Genomic DNA, 18,405 nt, shown 5'->3' on the forward strand with positions numbered 1-18,405 from the left:
GGTGCGGAGAAACATCAGTCCCGTGCGGGAGAGAGTTTCCCGCAGGGGGTCAGCAGATAACTGCCGACAGGCTGTATTGGTGAAGTGGACCTTGACCTTAAAAGGCACCTGTTTGCAAAGGTTAAACAGGTTTAAACCGCCCGAAAGCGCCATCTCTCAGGTTGTGATGGCATTGGCATGTGATTACCCGAAGGCGTTCCTCTCAAATCACCGGAACATTGGCAGTTGTCGGAAGGACAACGTTTAGCCTCTTTATCTTTCACGTACACGCGGCGCTTGTCAATCTGGCCGCGTATAAAAATTCATCAGTGCGCGGATAATAAAAAGCGGCACCTCTCGGCACCGCCATCGGGGTCTGCACCATCGACCTTTTGTTAACCTGCCTGAGGCAGTTGCTCCGCTGGCGTGTTCAGCGCCCGGCACGGGTTTCACGGAGTTTTCGTGCCTTACCGTCTCACGCTCAGGTGTGTGCATGGGCGGTCAGACTGTACTCCGGCAACACATGCATTAGATGCTGACGGAGCCCGCAGTCACGGGGTGAGGCTTCAGAGCCGGCGTCACAATAACAAAGGCGCTACCCGCCCGCAATCGGATAAAACGGGTTAATTCTTTTTTTTTTTTGGCGACTTAGCGCGGGCGGGGCTTTTACGCCTGCCTGAATCCAGACTGATGATGCCTTTGCATTCCGGGTAACGCGTACAACTGCGGAATTCTCCTTTAGGGCTCCTGCGAAGGGCAGTTTTGCTGCCGCAGAGCGGGCACGGAGGCGAAGGCGGAACCCGGATACTGATGCGCTGCTGCATCCCCTGGCTGACCAGCGTCGAGGTCCAGGCGGTCTGACGCTGCAGAAAGTCGTTCAGGTTCATACGGCCGGCAGCCACTTCATCAAGCGCCTGCTCCCACAGCGCAGTCATACCCGGGTCGGTCAACTGCGGTGGCAGGGCATCAATGACGTCCGCCCCCAGGTCTGTTGCCAGCAGTTTGCTGCCTTTAAGTGTGATGAAACGGCGGCTCAGCAGTTGCTCGATGATGCCGGCCCGCGTTGCTTCAGTGCCGAGCCCGGCGTTTTCTTTGAGGATTTTACGCAGCTGAAGGTCCGTGACATAAGCAGCGGCGTTCATCATGGCACCAATCAGCGTGTCAAAGCTGTAGTGCGCAGGCGGCTGGGTCATCAGCTGTTTAACGTCTGCGCCAGTAACGCCGCACTGTGACCCTTTGCTGAGCGGTGGAAGGGCTCCTGCGCTCTCTTCGTCATTAACTTTCTTATCCTCTTCATCCTTTGTAAACAGCAGTTTCCAGCCCTTTAAGACTTCAGTGCGGCCAGTCGTGCGGAACAGCTGGCCACCGATATCAAAGGAAATACGCGTTGCGTCCGATTCACTGAGTGAAAGGAACTGGGCAAGGTAGTTGCGGCGGATAAGCAGGTAAACCTGACGCTCAGTCTCAGTCAGGGTGGACAGCTGAACGGCATTGCGTGTGGGGATAATGCCGTGGTGCGCCGTGATTTTTTTATCGTTCCAGATGCGGGAAACAAATCCTCTGTCCAGCTGTGAAAGCAGGGATGCGAACTCAGGTGAGGGGTCAGTCCGCGCCATGGCATCAAACACGGCCGGGATTTCTTCCCGCATTGATTCCGGCAGCCAGCCGCAGTCTGTGCGGGGATAGGTTGTGGCCTTATGCTTTTCATACAGGCTCTGAGCAGTGTCCAGCACCTGCTGTGGCGACATATTCCACATCTTGCCGCAGGCCCGCTGCAGCGTTCCCAGTGAAAAAGCCAGCGGGGCGGGCTCTTTCTCGCGTTTTGTTTCGTACTCCGTCACCGTAGCGACACCCGCCTGACGGCAGAGCTGCGCCACCTGCTGAGCAATATTCTGGTGAACACAGCGCTTTTCCTCATCCGCATAGACGGCGGCCGGCACCCATGACGCCTGAAAACTGACACCTGAGGCGCTGAGCGTTGCCTTAACCTGCCAGTAGGGCTTCGGCACGAAAGCGGCAATCTCACGGTCCCGACGAACAACCAGTGCCAGCGTGGGCGTCTGTACCCGACCGACTGAGACCACGCCCTCAAAACCTGCTTCGGCTGCCCGGAGGGTATACAGCCGGGACAGGTTCATGCCGACCAGCCAGTCCGCGCGTGAACGACCCAGCCCGGCATGGTACATCCCGACCGAAGCCTGTCCCGGACGCAGGTCGCTCAGAGCAGCCCGGACGCTGAGCTCGTCCAGGGCCGAGAACCACAGGCGCAGTATTTTCCCCTCCCAGCCGCAGTAGTCCAGCAGTTCGCGGGCGATGACTTCACCTTCGCGATCGGCGTCGGTGGCAATCACCACTTCATCTGCCACCCTGAGCAGTTTCTCAATGACTTTGAACTGATCCTGCGTGTCCTTTTTAACGACAACCTGCCACGCTGAAGGGAGGATTGGCAGCGCAGACAGCGACCAGGGCTTGCCGTACTGCTGGCCATAGACCTCTGGGGGCGCGGTCTCCAGCAGATGACCGACCGCCCAGGTGACCGTAACGCCGTTACCCGTCATAAAACCGTCACCCCGGCGGGTCGCGCCCAGTACCCCGGCCAGATCGCGGCCCTGGGAGGGTTTTTCGCACAAGAATAACCGCATCACCGGCCCCCCGCTTACTGGCCAGCTTTATAGCGCAGGCGCAGAAGGTTCACGCTGGCTTCATTAACTGGCGGGGAGAACGCCGAGCGTTTGTCACCGAGCAGAACGGCCCGGTCGGGTTCACCAGCTGCTTCGCAGGCTTTTCGCCAGGTTTCATTATCTTCAGCGGCATCGATACGAGTGGCGTCAACATGACGGTATGAAAGTACCGTACCGTAAATCTGTCGTAAAAGTCGGCCACCTTCGCTCAGATACTGGTCTCTTTTAGAACGTGTTATCAGACCATAATGTGATGCCTGCAAAACCTTTTTGGCAAACTGATCGAATCCCATGAGCAGGAATACACAGCGATAACCCAGAGGGGTCCTGGTAAAGACATTAATGTCGAGTGGCTCAGCTGATTCCACGTCGCTGACCGACACACCCTTAGGCAGCATACTCATGTCTTTATCTATCTGTTCCAGCAGAGAAGTCATGGCTTCAGAAGCAGACCTTATTTTCTCTTCAAGCTGGAACATCGCCTGATCTGCCCAAGGGTTATTCCTGAGCGAATCCTGATTTATCTGGCCCGCTCTCTGGAAAAACTGAGGCATACCGATGATTCCGTGCCGCCCGGGCTTATCAGACTCATTCTTTTCAGGTTTGCGTCCCTGCCAGAGCCCAATTGCATAATTAGTATGAAGCGCTATCGTCATTTCGGACTGCAATGCGCCCGTCCGTTTGTCCGTTTTATCAGCCATTGTTGTCACCTGCCGTCAGTTAAGATGAGGTGACATCTTCCTGAAATCCAAGGTTTTACAACAATGTGAAACTCATAATCAGCTGATCGCAATTTATCCTGTTCATTTATCAGCCTTGCTGCCAGTGGCAGCAAGGCTGATTTTTAACCAGTATCGATGCGGGGCCTGTATTCCAGTTGTTAAATCGGAAGTTCCGGTAAACGGTTCTGCTTATTTTTTAATCTTGTTGCCACTGGCAACAAGGTCGGTTTTTAACCAACACCAATATGGGTTCTGCACTTCAATGGTTAAACCGGAAGTTTCGGCAAACAGTGCTGCTTATTTTTTAATCTTGTTGCCACTGGCAACAGGGTCAGTTTTTAACCAGTACCTATACGGGTTCTACACTTCAATAGTTAAATCGGAAGTTCCGGCAAACAGGGTTGCTCAATTTTTAATCTTGTTGCCACTGGCAACAAACAAAACTCCTGAGCAGACACACTTAATCGCTTATCTGAACTGCTTCTTGATAGCGGCAATGGCAGCGATGACCTGTTCAGCCGATGCCCGGTTCTCAGGCAGCACCCTAGCAGTGACAGATGAGGCGGCAACCGCTGCAGGCCTGTTTGCGGCAACGTTAACAGGTGCCGATCCACTCCGGACTGCGGGTGTGCCCGTAGCTTCAGGCTGCCGGAATTCGCCCTGTCTGGCGCGTTTCAGCATGGCGAACATCCAGCCGGCTGGATTCGCCAGGCGGCCTTTGCGCAGCTGTTCCTGCAGCAGGCCGCTCAGTGCGTCAGCCACCTGCACCGGCAGCGCACCGAACTGCACGCTGACCATCTGGCTGTCTTCACTGCTCAGCATGGCCAGAAAGCTGTCAGGCAGCACCGGCGCGTCAGGGACGTACGTTTCTTTAATCACACTGTGTGTGAAAGGACGTACGTTACGGTTCGATTTTCGAACTCTGTTGTAACTTACTGATTTCAGGCTGAGTTCGGATTCCGTACTCAGTGATTTTCGGCCCTGCACATTACTGAGTTCGGATTCCGAACTCAGTGCTAAAGGGGATTTTTCAGAAGCTTTCTGACTGAGTTCGTTTTTCGAACCCGGTAGTGCCGAGCCGCTTTTCCGCACCATGGCGATCGGCGTTGACGGAGCATTCAGGCGACTTTCAATCAGCGCCAGGCGGCTGTGACGGTGGCGCATACTTTTGTCCAGGAGAATATCGTTAACGATGGCCAGCGCCGTCATGCGCACGGATTTGTTCTTACTCTGGCAACTCTGCTCAACCAGCGTCAGCCAGCCCGGGTCGAAGGTCTCTGCATCACGGTAGCCCAGCGGCTCATCGTGCTGGGCATAGATGTTGCCACGTACCCGGCCGCCCTCGTCGCGCACCTTTTTGCACAGGCTTATCCAGCCCGTGAGCCGCAGCATTAGCAGCGTACGGCTCACGGTTTCACGCGAGGCTTTGTCTGAGTGTGCTGAGGCAAGCTGTGCCTGCAGTTCATCATAGGTCGGAAATACTGCGCCCTCATTCTGCTGTGCATAAAGGCGTATCATCACCCAGGCAGTTTTGTCGAGCGGCGACAGGCGCGTGTCGAGAAATAAACGGCGGGGAAACGCGTCGTGGACGTTGCCCATAAACAGCAGGCCGTTTCGTTCCTGACCGGCGTCGCCGCTCACTGCCCTGCGCTCAAGGTTTTTTTCCATACGGGACAGGGTATGCGCCACGATGCTGTCGGCGGGTATGTTCATTTTTTGTTCCCCTTTTTTGCCTGAGACAGCACAGTGCCGGGATTAACCCGGCACTGTCTGGTCATCGCTGGTCGTCCGTTACCTGCGTATTTCACGGTTGTACGTCTCATGATCCATCAGCCACCACTGCCGGCCTCCGTCCTTGCTGAGAATACGCCAGCAGGGACCGACATCAATCTTGAGGTAGCCGTTGCGGGCAAGCCGCCGGAATACCTTTTTGCCGCTGCAGACCGAAAGGAACAGTTGCTGAGACCGGCGGCGAACCGACGGGGAAACCTGCTGACGCCGTGTAAAGTCGCTTAACCGCATCAGGCCTCCTTACGCAGCGCAGGTACTGGGGGAATCCGTTTTGATACCTCACGGCACCACTGGCAGACCTTCGTCCACACGGCGGTCAGCGACAGGCTGTGAAGCTCAGCCGCCAGCATCATCGCCTCCAGTGCCTTGTGTGATTCCGGCGACTCAATACCGGCGTTTTTCCACTCGTTCCACAGAAGCGCATCCTGCTCCTCGGTCAGAGACTGCGTCCGGCCCTGGCGGCTCTCAATACCCATCAGCCGGCGACGGCTGCTCACATCAGAGGGTGACATGCCAAAGTATTTGTCCATCAATTCCATAGAGCCGCCGAGCTCAAGGGCGCGGTCGATCATCAGCATACGGGCCTGCTCGTTACGTGCCTGGTTGAGTATCAGCCAGAAGTTCTCATGGTTGAATGTGACGTCCAGGACGGACACCTTCGACTGACCTATGTAGTGCAGCTCGTCGAGGCTGAGTCCGCTGAGCGCACGAATTTCTTCAACGGACAGGCCCATCGATTCACAGCGACGTATGTTGCCGCTTTTAATGTCCATCAGCAGCGAGTTCAGAATGCTGGTTGTCGCGCCGGAAAGATTTTGCTGGTTCACAGACCACCTCCCGGGCAGACCTGGCTGGTCAACTGTATTGCATCAAAAAGCCAGCCCGACAGACAGGCCCCCAGTAAGAGTGTGTTAATCATTGCGTGTGTCTCCCGCCGTAAGCTGCTTATTAGCCTGCGCCCCTGCCAGGCCGTGACTGAGTTCGGCCTGACGGCCTGCGAACCATCCGGCGTTTCTTGCCAATAAGTCGCCGCGGCAGCTTTTCGCCTGACGCGTGACTAGCGCAGAGAAAGCCTGTCCCGAATGCCGCTGCGCCAGCCAGCGCTGCAGCACCTGATTCTCACCATCAGGCGTACTGAAAGACTGAAGAACCTGCCAGACGCCGCAGACCCAGCCTTCACGGAACTGGTCGGCGCGGCCGCGCAGCGTGCTCCTGAGAATGCGGCGCTTGCGGTAAGCAGACATATGGCTGTCAGTTGCTGCCCGTAGCTTGCGCTGCAGGACGGTATAGATGTAGAGGGCCAGCTCGGGGCGCTCGCCGAAACCGTAAAAGTGAAGCGACCTCCGTACAAGGCGTAACCCGCCCGTGCTTACGTAACCGTACCAGCCGAACCAGCATCTGCAGCCTGTGGCCATACACACCACTGTGGCCAGCGAGTGCATCCAGGAAGGCACTTTCTCGGCGTTACTGGTCAGCTGTTCGCAGACCGATTCACCTATCGCACTCAGCGTAATCTGTTCGTCATTCAGGCCGTGACGGCGCATTAGGCGCTGCGCCAGCGCAACCGCACGGGCTGCTTCATGATCGTTGCTGTTCTGCGTCCCCAGCGCCATCAGGCGACGGATACGCCGGGTGAGTTTTGACTTATCTGCCATGATGAGCCCCCCGGTAACTGCCAGCCATGTGTAGGGCCTTTTTCTCCTTGACGTACTGACAGCCGGCACAGAGTTTCACACCCGGAATCGCACGCTGGCGGCCTGTTGGAATGTCAGCACCGCAGCACTCACAGAACTCGTTTGAAGGCTCATCGGTACGGAGCTGCGACCGGACGGCGTCAATGCCGCGCTGAATGAATAAAGCCGTACTGGCCTGTGCCATTTCGTCGTTCAAATCATCAGACATTTTCTCCCCCTGTTGCGGTAAGGCGCTGCAGCTCACGCAGGCGGCGAATGATGCGGATAAGGCGCATCATTTTGACCACCATGACGTCGTCAAATACCGGCGTATCATCCGGTTCCTGTGAACCAAAAAAATTCAGACAGAACATGAACATGTTGCACTGCTGATTAGGCAGACGGCCGGACAGGCCCGCAAGGAACAGGCTGAACTCGCGACTGCCGCCGGATACGGAAAAACCGGCAGACTCAGGGCTTTTGTCCTCACTGATGTCGCTTACACAGCCCATCCCCTCGGCAATTTCGTAGACCAGCCGGTAGGCCATGTCCTGAAGATGCTCAACATCATCCTGCATAGCCGGTATAAGCCAGATGTCGCTGACGGGTTCAAGGCCGGTTTCGGCAAAGCTCACTGAGCCGGCGGATACCGGCACCGTGTCGTCATGCTCGCTGAACGCAGAAACAAGGGAATGGCTGCCTGAAAAACCCAGATCGGCGCCGTGCTCACTGTTTGTGATAACGGCATCACCGGTAATAACGGAACGGCCACCAAACAGGTCATTCTGGATTTCACTTCTGGGCAGGCTGCCGGCGCTGATGCCAGTGCTGTCAGGCAGCACTGTAAGGCCAGCTGGCTCAGAAGCCGGTTCGGGGCGGGTTGAGCCCGTTAGGGTGCCTGAGCGCAGGCCGGTAACAGGCGTGACAGTGGTCGGATCATCCGGCAGAACGGTGACAGGGGGAGCCTTCCCGCCAGAACCCTCTGACAGGCGAGTAAGCGTCAGCGGCGGCATGGCCGGCGGCTCTCCAAACTGCTCGCGGCGCTTCTGCTCCTTAGGGTCAAGCTCAATCAGCCAGCGGTCATAGTTTAGGCTGGGGTGTGGCAGAGCCTTCACCAGTTTCCCGATAAACTCATCCCTGAAGGTCTCAAAAGCATAACTGTCAGGATGATCAAAAGAGCGGCAGCTGGCAGAGAACACCTCATCAAAAGTGATGGCAGGGTCTGACTCATTAACATACTGTGCCCAGACTTTACTGGCCTGAGAGCGTATACGGAGTAGAGAAAGAACCTGCAGGCGAGGAAAACCACTGTTCAGTAATGTGGGCAGGCATGGCCACAGGTACTTAATGGTATCTTCCATTCTGCTGATAGTTGAAAAATCTACAGGAAGTCCTTCTCTGTTAAGTAGTTCTGAGAGCTCACGTAATGTCACCGCGCGGCCTAGGATCTCCTCCTGAATGGACCTCGCATTATGGATGCCAAACGCTTTATCTATATATGTCAGGTCTCCCCTGACTTCATTCTCAGCAAGATGGCCAACAAGGCATTTGAGGCGGCCCGGCCAGGGCTTAAAGACGGTCAGAATGCGATAAAAACGCTCATCTCCTGTTTCCTGCCAGAGCTCACTGAGGATTTGGTAGCGGGTGTTTCCGCCGTCACTGAAAATGTAAACGTCTTCTCCTTCTGGGTCACGGGTGACTTTAGGAACCGTATTAAGCCCGCCGGCAAGCACTGACGCCTTGATTTCGTCATAACGCGGATTTTTACTTTTGCGCGGGTTGTCAGGATTGGGCCTGAGCTGATCCAGCGTCAGCACCATCGCCATTTCGCTGACCGGAAGCGGAACAGCAGGTGTTTCAGCCAGCTGAACGGGGCTTTTGCCCCTCTGCAGCATGGCTTTACCCAGATCGAGGTTACGTAAGTTACTCATGCGAATCTCCCCGTGTCGGCCTTAAGATTCTCAAAGCGGGTGTACCGGCCCTCAAACCGCAGGCGCAGGGTGCCTGTAGGCCCCTGGCGCTGCTTGCCAATGATGAGCTCAGCCAGTCCTTTGTCCGGGGAGTCTGCGTTGTAGACCTCATCGCGATAAACAAAGATGATGACGTCCGCATCCTGCTCAAGCGCACCTGAATCGCGTAGATCGCCGTTGTTGGGGCGTTTATCGGCCCGACTTTCCAGTGCACGGTTCAACTGGGAAAGTGCTACCACCGGGCAGGCCATCTCTTTCGCCAGCGCTTTGAGAGAGCGTGATATCTCGGCAATTTCCTGGGTACGATTCTCCTGGTCAGGACAGCGCATGAGCTGCAGGTAGTCGAGGCCAATAATGGAGGGATTACCGTAGCGGCGGGCGTTGCGTCTTGTCCGCACACGGAGCATGGCCGGCGTCAGATCACTGGTGTCATCAATGAGCAAACGATCTTTCATATCTTCAGTAAGCAATTTGAATACACCTGATACGCGGGCCCAGTCTTCCTGGTCCATCATTCCGCTTTTCATACGGGTCAGTTCAACGTTACCGAGCGATGACACCACACGCATCAGAATCTGTTCTTCTGGCTGCTCCAGACTGTAGAACTGGCCGTTGGAGTCTGTTTTTTTCATCAGAGAATTCATGATGATATTAATAAGGAACGCAGTCTTACCCATGGAGGGGCGTGCCGCGACGAGAACGAGGTCACCTGGCTGAAGACCGCTTGTGAAGTCATCCAGCTCGTCAAACCCCGTCGGCGTGCCGGTGATGCCGTCAGGAGTCTGGCAGCGGCGTTCCAGCTCGGCCGCCAGTTTTTCCAGTCCGTCTATTATGGTCACGCCCTGCTGCGGTTCGGCCCGCTCTGCCAACTGTGTGATTTTCCGCTCGGCTGTTTCCATCGCGGCGGCAATGTCTGCGCCCGGTGCGGTGGCTGACGCATGGATCTCACTACCGATGGCTGCCAACTGACGCCCGCGACTGTACTGAGCCACAATGTCACAGTAGTGTACGATGTTGGCCACACTCGGGGTGTTTTTGGCAAGCTCAGCCAGGTAAGCAAAGCCGCCCAGTTGCTCAAGGGAGTCCTTGCTCCGGCTTTCAATGCTCTCAGTCAGCGTCAGCAAGTCAATCGGCCTGCCTGCCGCTACAAGATGCGACATGGCATTGAATATTTCCCGATGAGCCTTATGAAAGAAATCATCAGGCCCGACACGCATCACAACTTCATCCCAGCACTCATTATCCAGCATCAGGCCGCCAATGACGCTCTGTTCCGCGTCCAGTGCATAGAGACCCGGTATATTTCTGCGGTTATCAGACATTCACACCTCCGCCGACAGCAAAGGCGTCAAAACGCGCTTTAAACTCAGGAAAAAGTTCGCTTGCAAGCTTGTGCATAGAATCAAATGCCGAATCGCTGACACGGGACGTTTTGTTTTCCAGCCGGTGCACGGGTTTTCCGCTGGCATGCCCCTGTTCATATACGGCTAGGTCATAAATACGGGTCTGCAGCATCGACACGACTATCTCATCAGTATGGGCACTGTATTCTTTGCTGTTGATGATGGTTTCAGCATGGCCGATAGTCGCTTTTGCCAGAGAGTTATACTTCATGCAGTTAACGAGCATACGAATGGCCGGTAGTTTTATCCCGAATGCAGAGTAAGGCAGCAGGTCTTCCATCAGCGCGACCGTACCCCTTAAAAACTCCCTGACGTCCGGCAATACAGGTTTAACCATGCCAATCATCTCACCTGTCGAGGCCAGTATAATCAGCTCCAGCATCACTGATTTGGCGCCCTGAGAGTCAATGAGAACCACGTCGTAATTACTGAACAGCTGTGCTGATAGCGCATTTCGCAGACGAACACGACCGTCCGGCACATTGAGCATGTGGGTCGGGAGAAGGTTACGGGGATCGTTTGATGCAATAAGATGGAGATTATTTATGTCTGTGCGGGAGATAATGTTATCAGCCACCGACAGGTCTGCGCTCTGCATGAGCAGTTCATACAGTCCGCAGGGGGCTTCATAAGTCAGAGGAAATATACTGCTGGTTGTTGGCTGGGCATGGTCGCCGTCAATGAGCAGTACTTTCAGGCCGGCATCGGCCAGAAAGCCACCAAGATTAGCGGTTTGAGTTGATTTACCCTCTCCGCCTTTGGTAGAAACAACGGGTATAACTTTTGTTTTTGTATGCATTTTTTCACCTGAATAACAGAATCATTATTCAAGTGTGAGCAAATGCGCATTCTCCTGTGATTTAGAAACACGGGGATTGAAAATCCCCGTGTCCCTGGTTCGATTCCGGGTTCGGGCACCACAAATTTGAAACCCTCGCTTCGGCGGGGGTTTTTGCGTTTGGGGGCAAGGCCGTAGTTATCGGGACGGCTAAACGTGCAAAACAGCCTCTTCGTGGCGAGGGACAAGGCGTATGTCGTTTGCCAGCCTGTTACGGCATCTGCCCATAAAAAGGCTGACTGAGCGGTGATAGCACCTCGATCTTCCCTATGTCATGCGCTTCTCCGAAAAGTATGCAGTCCGGTAGCAGAGCAGAAAGACCTCTTTTTACCGGAAGCCTGTTATCATCAGCTTAACGGGATCACGTCGCTGACGCCTGCCAGACGCAAGGACTGACATCCAGTTTACTGCTACGGCCTGCTGCCCCATTCAAATTGCGTAAATCAGGCTGTCCAGCCTGGCCCAGGCTAATAATAAACCCCGGCCGGTACCGGGGCGAAGCGAGAGGCTACACGGCTGGCATGATCGGCTGAAGATTTAGATAGGGCAACGCATAGTCAGGTAACAGGTCGATGATCGCTGGCAGGGGTATTTCTGCGATGACGCCTGCTACCACCACCCGTTTTCCACTGTCGGCAAAGCGGTTTTCCGCGCAAAGAAAAGCGTCAGGGAACAGGGTGACGCCAGGGCCAGGCGAGCCAATGAGTTGAGAATCTTCGCTGCGATTAATAAACAGATTAGAGAACACCAGATACTTTGAAACGGTGATGTGTTTCTCTGGCGTATCATAAATATTACTCCAGTAGCTAATCATTCCATCGTTCAAATAATTATTGAATATAAAGGTATCCTGCATGATGCGCCATTGAACGGCTAAATCGTCGTAGGGACGTGCATCAAATGAGATACTTTTTAGATAGTTACCGGCAAATACGAGGCCTCGGGCATTACGGAATTTCAACTGACCGGACGCATCAGCAGGCCAGCCTGAAAAATAGTTCTCAACAACTTCAACCTGGTCGTAGGCTTTAATATAAACAGCATGATCCCGGACAATATCATTTTCACCGCTGGCTGGATTATACAAGCGGGGAGTCGTGCTACCTGAAAAGAAATTTTTACGGAAAACCCCTTTTTCAAATTGCTGGTCGAGTACCAACCGGCAACAAAGTGTCCCTGCTCATCATCAAATGTCATTATCCCCCGTGTGCGTAATGCGATAAGCGTCAGCAGCATCGCTTTTGTGGTTGCATCAATCCACGCTTCCGCAACAGAAATGTCCGTTATTGAACCCAGAAAATTTTGCTCGATTATCAGGCCGGGCGCATTGCCATAGGTATTTATCGCCACGCCGGGATAACCCCGGCCACGCATAAAAACATTGCCCTTAATCAGGTAAGCCTTTGTTGAGCAGGTTAACTGGGCCACGTTAGTATCGCTCACCGTATTAATAAAAACATTATAGTTAACATTAATGCCGGTTTTTCTTCCGTAAAAATACAGCGTCGCATTCTCAAAGATAATATTCTCTATTGTCAGGTTAGCGACGGTATTGCCATATTGACCGTCACCAAACATGACGGCGCGTTTGTTGTTGATACCGCGAAATACCGTGCCGGTAACATCACCTTTCAGTGAGTTAAACGATTTGAGCTGGATATCCTGCGAGAAAAGGTAGACGCCTGCGGGGAAATAAATGCCTTTTTTCTGTTGCGTGCTGATATTTAATAGCGCAATGAGTTTTTCAGAGAGATCTTCGGATGTATCAGGGTAAATACCCATGTCGGGCGCAAAAATATAGTCATATAACGTATCCATATTCACCTCATTTTTAACGTAAAACCTACTTGATCTGCATGGTGTGTCTGTCCGTATTTAATGTAAATTACGCAGTGTTTCTACTGCTTCTTCAGCAAGGGAGGGCTGAATAATGGCAAGTTTGCATGATTGCACGTAATAAAAAACGGGTTTCTGCCTGGGTAGGCAACATTAAGCGTAAGAACATTGAGCGAGATCAAAATGGTTAACAGAGCCGGTATGAGTTAAACAGAATACGGGATAGATTTTACAGTTAAAGCCGATCTGAAATGATTCACAGATCCCTGCCAAATCGCGCAACAGGAAAAAGGCGAACGGGTCGCTGACAAACAGCATATTCAGGCGGAGGAAAGATGGCTCACTGGCCAGGCGAAAAGTCATGGTCTGATAGTTTTAATGCTGCTAAAAAATATTTCCGATATGGGTTGTTCTTAATAACGCTGTAATAATCTTTGCTCGTATTGGTGAACGCATCCTTATTGTTCTGCCGTTCCATCACTGGAATAAAAACGGTGCGTGTTAAGTGTTAGTGGGTTCTCCGTAAGTCTTGCTGCTGGAACGCAGCAGAATATGATGGTTCACAGAGCTTCTTTATCGTGACTGGGTCGTTATTTTTCATTATCGTCAGCTTGCCAGACGGCATAAAGATGATGCCTCATGTGAGTAAGTTAATCTTGTTTACAGTATTAATGCGTCTTTTCTACCGTTCCGTTTTCGGGGTAGCAGACCACACATTGAGCCATTACCGGGTTTTATGAAGACTGTTACATTCTACAGTGGGTGGGGATGAATATTGTTGACAGCAATCGGTGGGGTTCTTAGCAAGGTATAAAGAAAGGAAAAATCAGTCAGCTTTCTCAGCCCGACTGATGCTGGGGTTATTGAAGCAAATGAAGCGTTAACAGCCAAACTTCTGCCACCTTATAAAATCCGTCAGGTGCACAACCCTGTGCACCTGTTCTCCTACTTCACGCGCTTCTGGCTGCGCAGCAGTGCCAGGCCGCTCAGCACCGACATGGCCATCAGGTAATAGCCGGGTGCCAGGCTGGTGCCGGTGGCGGTGATTAACAGCGAACAGATCAGCGGTGCAAATCCGCCAAATACGGTCACTGCGATGTTATAGCTGATCGCCATGCCGCTGGCGCGGGTGCCCATCGGAAACAGATCGGCCATGACCGATGGCACGGTTGAGAAGTAGATCGATTTCAGCAACGCCATCCAGCAGACCAGCGCGACAAGCGTGATGGGCGTGGTGTGACTGACGACCAGCTTAAAGGCGGGATAGATGGTGACGATCAGTAAAATCAGCGATCCCCACATCAACGGAACCCGGCCGATGCGTTCTGCCCACAGACCCATAACCGGCGTCACCACGGTCAGGATCACACCCGCCATTAACGTCGCGGTAAAGGCCACAGAGCCGGGCAGGTGCAGATTGCGCGTGGCATAGGTCGGTACATAGTTGAGCATGTAGTTAACCGCCGTGGAGATGACCATCAGGCCAATCGCCAGCAACATCAGCTCTTTCTGGCGGCCAAACAGGCGTTTAAGCGGGGCAACATCAGGTTGATGTGTGGCAAAGCTGGCAGGTTCATGCACATGGCGGCGGATATAAATTCCCAGTGGGCCAATCAGCAGACCAAAGGCAAAGGGAATGCGCCAGCCCCAGTCCTGAATCTCGCTTTCCGTCAGGATTTTCGTTAATCCCAGACCAAACGCGGATGCCATCAGCGTACTGGCCCCCTGAGTGGCAAACTGCCAGCTGGCGATAAAGGCTTTGCGCTCGGGAAAATGCTCCACCAGGAACGCCGTCGAGCTGCCAAATTCGCCGCCGGCAGAAAAACCCTGAACCAGCCGCGCCAGCAGGATAAGTACAGGGGCCATCAACCCAATACTGTCGTAACCCGGCATAAACGTAATCACGGCACCGCCCAGCATCATCAGATTGATGGAGAGCAGTAGCGCCTTTTTGCGGCCATGGCGGTCAGCATAGTTGCCCAGCACAATCGCGCCCAGCGGCCGGATCAGGAAAGACACACCGAAACTGCCGAACGTGAGCAATATCGACACGGACGGATCGCGGGTCGGGAAAAACGCATGGGCGATATAGCTGGCAAAGAAGCCGTAAACCGCAATATCAAACCACTCCAGCGCATTACCGATGCAGGTGGCAAACAGGGTTTTGTGCAGGCTGGGTTTATTCGCGTGCAGAGATGCGGTGGTATTAAGTGTGCTCATGCGGCACCTCCGGCATGGTGACGATGCTTCGCGACCAGTTCGCGGCCTTGTTCGCCCAAATCCCACAGCAGTCGGGTCATGATCTGCAGGCCTTCGCGCGCAATCGACTTCAGCATATGCTCGTTCACGCCGTGCTGACCGCAGGCGGGATAAGAGTGCGGCACCCACAACGTGGGCAGGCCGAGAATGTCGGAGAACACCTCATTAGGCAGTGAACCGCCCAGGTTCGGCAGCAGTGCCGGCGTTTTGCCGCTGGTTTCGGCCATGCTGGTCAGCACCCAGTCGACTAACGGATCGGTGGGATCCAGCCGCGTGGCAGGCGATCCGCGCATAAACTCGACGTTCACGTTGTCAAAGCCGTGCTGTGAAAGGTGTTTCCTGACGTGCTGCGCCAGATTTTCCCAGTCGGTGCCGACCACAAACCGCAGCTGACATACCGCGGTCGCCTCGCCCGGAATGGCGTTCATGGGGCGGGCAGGATTGCCGGTGAGAAAAGACAGTACCTCCAGCGTGTTCCAGCCATACAGGCGTTCTGTGGGGGTAAGTGCCGGTTCGCCCCAGTCTCTGTCAATCTCGGGATCGCCAGGCATGCCGCCGACGTGAATCTGACGGAGAATATCGCGTACCTGCTGAGTGAGTGAGCTGGGTTTCAGCGCCGCCACCTGAAGCACGCCCTGAGCATTCACCAGCGAGGCAATGGCATTGGCCAGTTGCGTGCCGGGGTTACTCAACAGGCCACCCCAGTTGCCGGAGTGATAGGCGTTGTCGCGAGCCGTGATGGTAAGGCGAAAATTGACGGCGCCGCGCGAGCCCAGGAACAGGGTCGGCTGCACCGCGTTCAGGCGTGGACCGTCTGAGGCGACAAACAGGTCGGCTTTGAGCAGATCGCCGTGCTGCTGGCACAGCTGTGCCAAACCTGGCGAGCTGATCTCTTCGCCCATCTCAAACAGCAGCTTGCAGTTGAAACCCAGCCTGCCGCCGCGCGCCTGAAACACCTGTTCCAGCGCGGCCAGGTTAACGCAGTGCTGACCTTTGTTATCCGCACTGCCGCGGGCATACCAGCGGTCGTCTTCTTCAACAAGCTCCCAGGGCGTTAACCCTGCGCGCCAGTTTTCGTCATCGCCAAACACCACATCGCCATGACCATAGCTCAGCAGGGTGGGTAGAGCGGGATCTTCAATGCGTACCGCCACCAGAAAGGGACGATGGGCTGCTTCGGTGTTCTCAATAAAGTGCAGAGTAAAGCCCAGCGCGCGCAGCTGCGGCCCAATCTCATTGTGTAAATAGTGATGCAACTCGCCGTCGCGATCCTGACGCTGGCTCTCGGTGCGCTGCGCCACGCGACGCGCCAGAATGCGTTGAAATTCACCACTGTCGAACCAGGCGGTGGCCTGTTGTATGGCGTTTTGCGCTGTCATGTTTGCGTATCTTTTATGCGTATTATGTTGTCCCATCATTTCCGAAACGCTGCTTTGCCACAATTATCAATTTATCGAGTAAGATTTGCTTTTAAAGCAAAGCTAACCTGCCCGTTTTCGAGGCATGCACCAGCATGAGGCGCGCATGATCAGTAATGAAATCCGCTATTTTCTCGCCGTGGCGAATACGGGCTCGTTAAGTGCGGCGAGCGAACAGTTGTTTATTGCGGTGTCGGCTATCAGCCGTCAGATTCAGCGGCTGGAGACCCAGGTGGGCGTTCCGCTGTTTGAACGTCATGCACGCGGGATGGTGCTGAATGAAGCCGGGGAAATTTTTGCCCATCATGTGCGCAAGAACATGCTGGATATGGACTATGCGCTGGCCGAGATCAAAGGACTGAAAGCCGTGCGGCGCACGCTGATTCGGCTGGCCTGTACCGACGGGCTGGCCTTTACGTTGCTGCCGCGCATGATTGCCGATTTTCGCGAGACGAATCCCGGCATCCTCTTTGACATTAATGTCGCCAGCCCGCAGGGCGTGTCCGAACGAATACGCAGCGGCGAGTGCGACCTGGCGCTGCAGTTCAGTCTCCATGCCGAAACGGGCGTGGAAATTATCGGCTCCTGGCCTGCGCCGGTGTTGTTAGTGATGCATCAGAGCCACCCACTCGCCAGCGCGCCGCAGGTGACATTGCGTGATATCAGTCCCTATCCGCTGGCACTGCCCCAGCAGAATACCACCGTGCGTCAGCTGTTTGAGCTGGCGAGCCATATGAGTGGCAACCTGATTGAGCCGGTGGTGACCTGCGATAATTTCTCTACCTTATTCCAGTTTCTGCTGCGTACGCCGTTGGCGATGACCATCTGTAGTGCCTTCAGCGTGCTACAGGAAGCCGAAGCGCATGGACTGGTGATGCGATCTGTCAACATCGATCAACTGAGCCAGCGCAATCTGCAACTGCAGGTGCCTTCTGGTCGGCCCCGCAGCGCTGCGCTGGAGATGTTTTTAGCGTTTGCGCGGCAGCAGTTAACGGCGCTGGAGGCACTCACGCAGCCCTGAGACGCCGGGTTATAAAGCGGTAGGTTCAGGTAGGGCTTCCCAGACGATAAGAGCGTTTCCGCTCAACGCCCTGCAAGCCCGCCTCTTTGCTCTGCAACGGCCACGATCCCCTGACGGATGACGAAAGCGCCGTGCGTTCACTTGCCTGGGCCGCTTCATTCTTCAGCCGTTTGATTACGTCATGAGGTTACGCACCCGCTGTGAAGGCAGACTGCGTTTTTCGGACTTCGCCTTATCGCTTTTCCGCTTTATCTGATCGCCAGTACGGCTGCGTTGTGGAGTAGTGTAAAGGACGTAAAAGGCTGTAAAAACGCGCGTTTTTAGCCTGTGACGCGCTTATCATTCCTGCCATACGTCACTGTCACTCAGTCGGAAGTTTGCCGATAAAACAGAAAACAGTGCACATACTGACCTGAACATTCATCTGCAAAGGAGAACCACCATGGATTCTTTCTTTCCTGAGGATGTCATTGATACCCTCAGTAAAACGTTCTGGCAGCGCGTCAGTGCGATGAAAGGGCTTATCGAACGTCACCAGAGTTTTCGTCTGCTGTGGTTCGGCGAGGCGCTGAAACGTAACCACAACTGGACTGATATCAGCGCGGAGCAGGCCGTCAACCGCGTGATTAGCGAGAGTCAGGGGCTGCCGCTGGCGGAGGTCAGAAAAATGACCATCGCCCAAAAGTGGGTTGCACTGTCAACGGTGAGAAAGACGCTCTACTCACAACCGGATGGTAAAACGTTTCAGTGGCTGGTGGAGAAGAAGCTGGACGAGCTGGATAATCCCGGCCAGTTTTCAGCGTAACGCCATATT

At 54.4% G+C, this 18,405-nt stretch carries 16 protein-coding genes; 2 read left to right on the forward strand and 14 right to left on the reverse strand.

The window, feature by feature from the left end; all coding sequences use genetic code 11:
* Window positions 1-602: 602 nt before the first annotated feature.
* The 14 genes from GC087_RS04685 to GC087_RS04750 all read right to left on the reverse strand — a co-directional run bounded on the left by GC087_RS04685 (window position 603) and on the right by GC087_RS04750 (window position 16,531).
* Window positions 603-2,621: a DNA topoisomerase III gene (locus GC087_RS04685; protein WP_324029815.1), complete on the reverse strand. Its 2,019-nt coding sequence runs from the start codon at window positions 2,619-2,621 to the stop codon at window positions 603-605.
* Between the two features lie 14 nt (window positions 2,622-2,635).
* Complete coding sequence (locus GC087_RS04690; RefSeq protein WP_039338989.1) at window positions 2,636-3,361, reverse strand: PFL_4669 family integrating conjugative element protein; 726 nt, start codon at window positions 3,359-3,361, stop codon at window positions 2,636-2,638.
* A gap of 489 nt (window positions 3,362-3,850) precedes the next feature.
* Window positions 3,851-5,095 (reverse strand): STY4528 family pathogenicity island replication protein, encoded by a 1,245-nt coding sequence (locus tag GC087_RS04695; protein ID WP_324029818.1) that lies wholly within the window; start codon window positions 5,093-5,095, stop codon window positions 3,851-3,853.
* Between the two features lie 78 nt (window positions 5,096-5,173).
* Entirely contained in the window at window positions 5,174-5,404 is a 231-nt protein-coding gene (locus tag GC087_RS04700; RefSeq protein ID WP_210446439.1) for a ParE family toxin-like protein, read from the reverse strand.
* A complete protein-coding gene (locus GC087_RS04705) occupies window positions 5,404-6,000 on the reverse strand; it encodes a DUF2857 domain-containing protein (RefSeq protein WP_210446438.1) in 597 nt (198 codons plus the stop codon). The genes GC087_RS04700 and GC087_RS04705 overlap by 1 nt, the downstream gene beginning before the upstream one ends.
* Window positions 6,001-6,084: 84 nt before the next feature.
* Window positions 6,085-6,828, reverse strand: a complete 744-nt coding sequence (locus GC087_RS04710; RefSeq protein WP_210446437.1) for a DUF2786 domain-containing protein — start codon at window positions 6,826-6,828, stop codon at window positions 6,085-6,087.
* Window positions 6,818-7,075 (reverse strand): TraR/DksA C4-type zinc finger protein, encoded by a 258-nt coding sequence (locus GC087_RS04715; protein WP_210446436.1) that lies wholly within the window; start codon window positions 7,073-7,075, stop codon window positions 6,818-6,820. The genes GC087_RS04710 and GC087_RS04715 overlap by 11 nt, the downstream gene beginning before the upstream one ends.
* Window positions 7,068-8,777 (reverse strand): ParB family protein, encoded by a 1,710-nt coding sequence (locus GC087_RS04720; protein WP_210446435.1) that lies wholly within the window; start codon window positions 8,775-8,777, stop codon window positions 7,068-7,070. Before GC087_RS04720 ends, GC087_RS04715 begins: the two co-directional genes overlap by 8 nt.
* A complete protein-coding gene (dnaB-PI, locus tag GC087_RS04725) occupies window positions 8,774-10,138 on the reverse strand; it encodes an SPI-7-type island replicative DNA helicase (protein ID WP_324029824.1) in 1,365 nt (454 codons plus the stop codon). The genes GC087_RS04720 and dnaB-PI overlap by 4 nt, the downstream gene beginning before the upstream one ends.
* Complete coding sequence (locus GC087_RS04730; RefSeq protein WP_210446433.1) at window positions 10,131-11,018, reverse strand: ParA family protein; 888 nt, start codon at window positions 11,016-11,018, stop codon at window positions 10,131-10,133. Before GC087_RS04730 ends, dnaB-PI begins: the two co-directional genes overlap by 8 nt.
* A gap of 547 nt (window positions 11,019-11,565) precedes the next feature.
* Window positions 11,566-12,018 (reverse strand): hypothetical protein, encoded by a 453-nt coding sequence (locus tag GC087_RS04735; RefSeq protein WP_039342256.1) that lies wholly within the window; start codon window positions 12,016-12,018, stop codon window positions 11,566-11,568.
* Entirely contained in the window at window positions 12,015-12,875 is an 861-nt protein-coding gene (locus GC087_RS04740; RefSeq protein ID WP_324029826.1) for a glycosyl hydrolase family 28-related protein, read from the reverse strand. The genes GC087_RS04735 and GC087_RS04740 overlap by 4 nt, the downstream gene beginning before the upstream one ends.
* Window positions 12,876-13,838: 963 nt before the next feature.
* The gene (locus GC087_RS04745) at window positions 13,839-15,113 is read right to left on the reverse strand and encodes an MFS transporter (RefSeq protein WP_006118250.1); all 1,275 of its coding nucleotides are present in this window, start codon (window positions 15,111-15,113) and stop codon (window positions 13,839-13,841) included.
* On the reverse strand, window positions 15,110-16,531 hold the full coding sequence (locus tag GC087_RS04750) for a M20 family metallopeptidase (RefSeq protein ID WP_205958818.1): 1,422 nt from the start codon (window positions 16,529-16,531) through the stop codon (window positions 15,110-15,112). The genes GC087_RS04745 and GC087_RS04750 overlap by 4 nt, the downstream gene beginning before the upstream one ends.
* A gap of 145 nt (window positions 16,532-16,676) precedes the next feature.
* On the opposite strand from GC087_RS04750, the gene GC087_RS04755 reads away from it, so the two are divergent.
* Together GC087_RS04755 and GC087_RS04760 are read left to right on the forward strand one after the other, a co-directional pair.
* Window positions 16,677-17,591 carry a LysR family transcriptional regulator gene (locus GC087_RS04755; RefSeq protein WP_058702259.1) on the forward strand — a complete coding sequence of 305 codons (915 nt, stop codon included), beginning with the start codon at window positions 16,677-16,679 and terminating at the stop codon, window positions 17,589-17,591.
* Between the two features lie 442 nt (window positions 17,592-18,033).
* A complete protein-coding gene (locus GC087_RS04760) occupies window positions 18,034-18,396 on the forward strand; it encodes a hypothetical protein (RefSeq protein WP_006118252.1) in 363 nt (120 codons plus the stop codon).
* Window positions 18,397-18,405: the final 9 nt, after the last annotated feature.

The sequence above is a fragment of the Pantoea sp. JZ2 genome (genome assembly GCF_035191405.1).
Lineage (GTDB): Bacteria > Pseudomonadota > Gammaproteobacteria > Enterobacterales > Enterobacteriaceae > Pantoea > Pantoea stewartii.

Bases quoted from the DNA above. Each gene is read 5' to 3' on its own strand.
- GC087_RS04685 (WP_324029815.1), bottom strand. From the start codon at position 2,621: ATGCGGTTATTCTTGTGCGAAAAACCCTCCCAGGGCCGCGATCTGGCC.
- GC087_RS04690 (WP_039338989.1), bottom strand. From the start codon at position 3,361: ATGGCTGATAAAACGGACAAACGGACGGGCGCATTGCAGTCCGAAATG.
- GC087_RS04695 (WP_324029818.1), bottom strand. From the start codon at position 5,095: ATGAACATACCCGCCGACAGCATCGTGGCGCATACCCTGTCCCGTATG.
- GC087_RS04700 (WP_210446439.1), bottom strand. From the start codon at position 5,404: ATGCGGTTAAGCGACTTTACACGGCGTCAGCAGGTTTCCCCGTCGGTT.
- GC087_RS04710 (WP_210446437.1), bottom strand. From the start codon at position 6,828: ATGGCAGATAAGTCAAAACTCACCCGGCGTATCCGTCGCCTGATGGCG.
- GC087_RS04715 (WP_210446436.1), bottom strand. From the start codon at position 7,075: ATGTCTGATGATTTGAACGACGAAATGGCACAGGCCAGTACGGCTTTA.
- GC087_RS04720 (WP_210446435.1), bottom strand. From the start codon at position 8,777: ATGAGTAACTTACGTAACCTCGATCTGGGTAAAGCCATGCTGCAGAGG.
- dnaB-PI (WP_324029824.1), bottom strand. From the start codon at position 10,138: ATGTCTGATAACCGCAGAAATATACCGGGTCTCTATGCACTGGACGCG.
- GC087_RS04730 (WP_210446433.1), bottom strand. From the start codon at position 11,018: ATGCATACAAAAACAAAAGTTATACCCGTTGTTTCTACCAAAGGCGGA.
- GC087_RS04740 (WP_324029826.1), bottom strand. From the start codon at position 12,875: ATGGATACGTTATATGACTATATTTTTGCGCCCGACATGGGTATTTAC.
- GC087_RS04745 (WP_006118250.1), bottom strand. From the start codon at position 15,113: ATGAGCACACTTAATACCACCGCATCTCTGCACGCGAATAAACCCAGC.
- GC087_RS04750 (WP_205958818.1), bottom strand. From the start codon at position 16,531: ATGACAGCGCAAAACGCCATACAACAGGCCACCGCCTGGTTCGACAGT.
- GC087_RS04755 (WP_058702259.1), top strand. From the start codon at position 16,677: ATGATCAGTAATGAAATCCGCTATTTTCTCGCCGTGGCGAATACGGGC.
- GC087_RS04760 (WP_006118252.1), top strand. From the start codon at position 18,034: ATGGATTCTTTCTTTCCTGAGGATGTCATTGATACCCTCAGTAAAACG.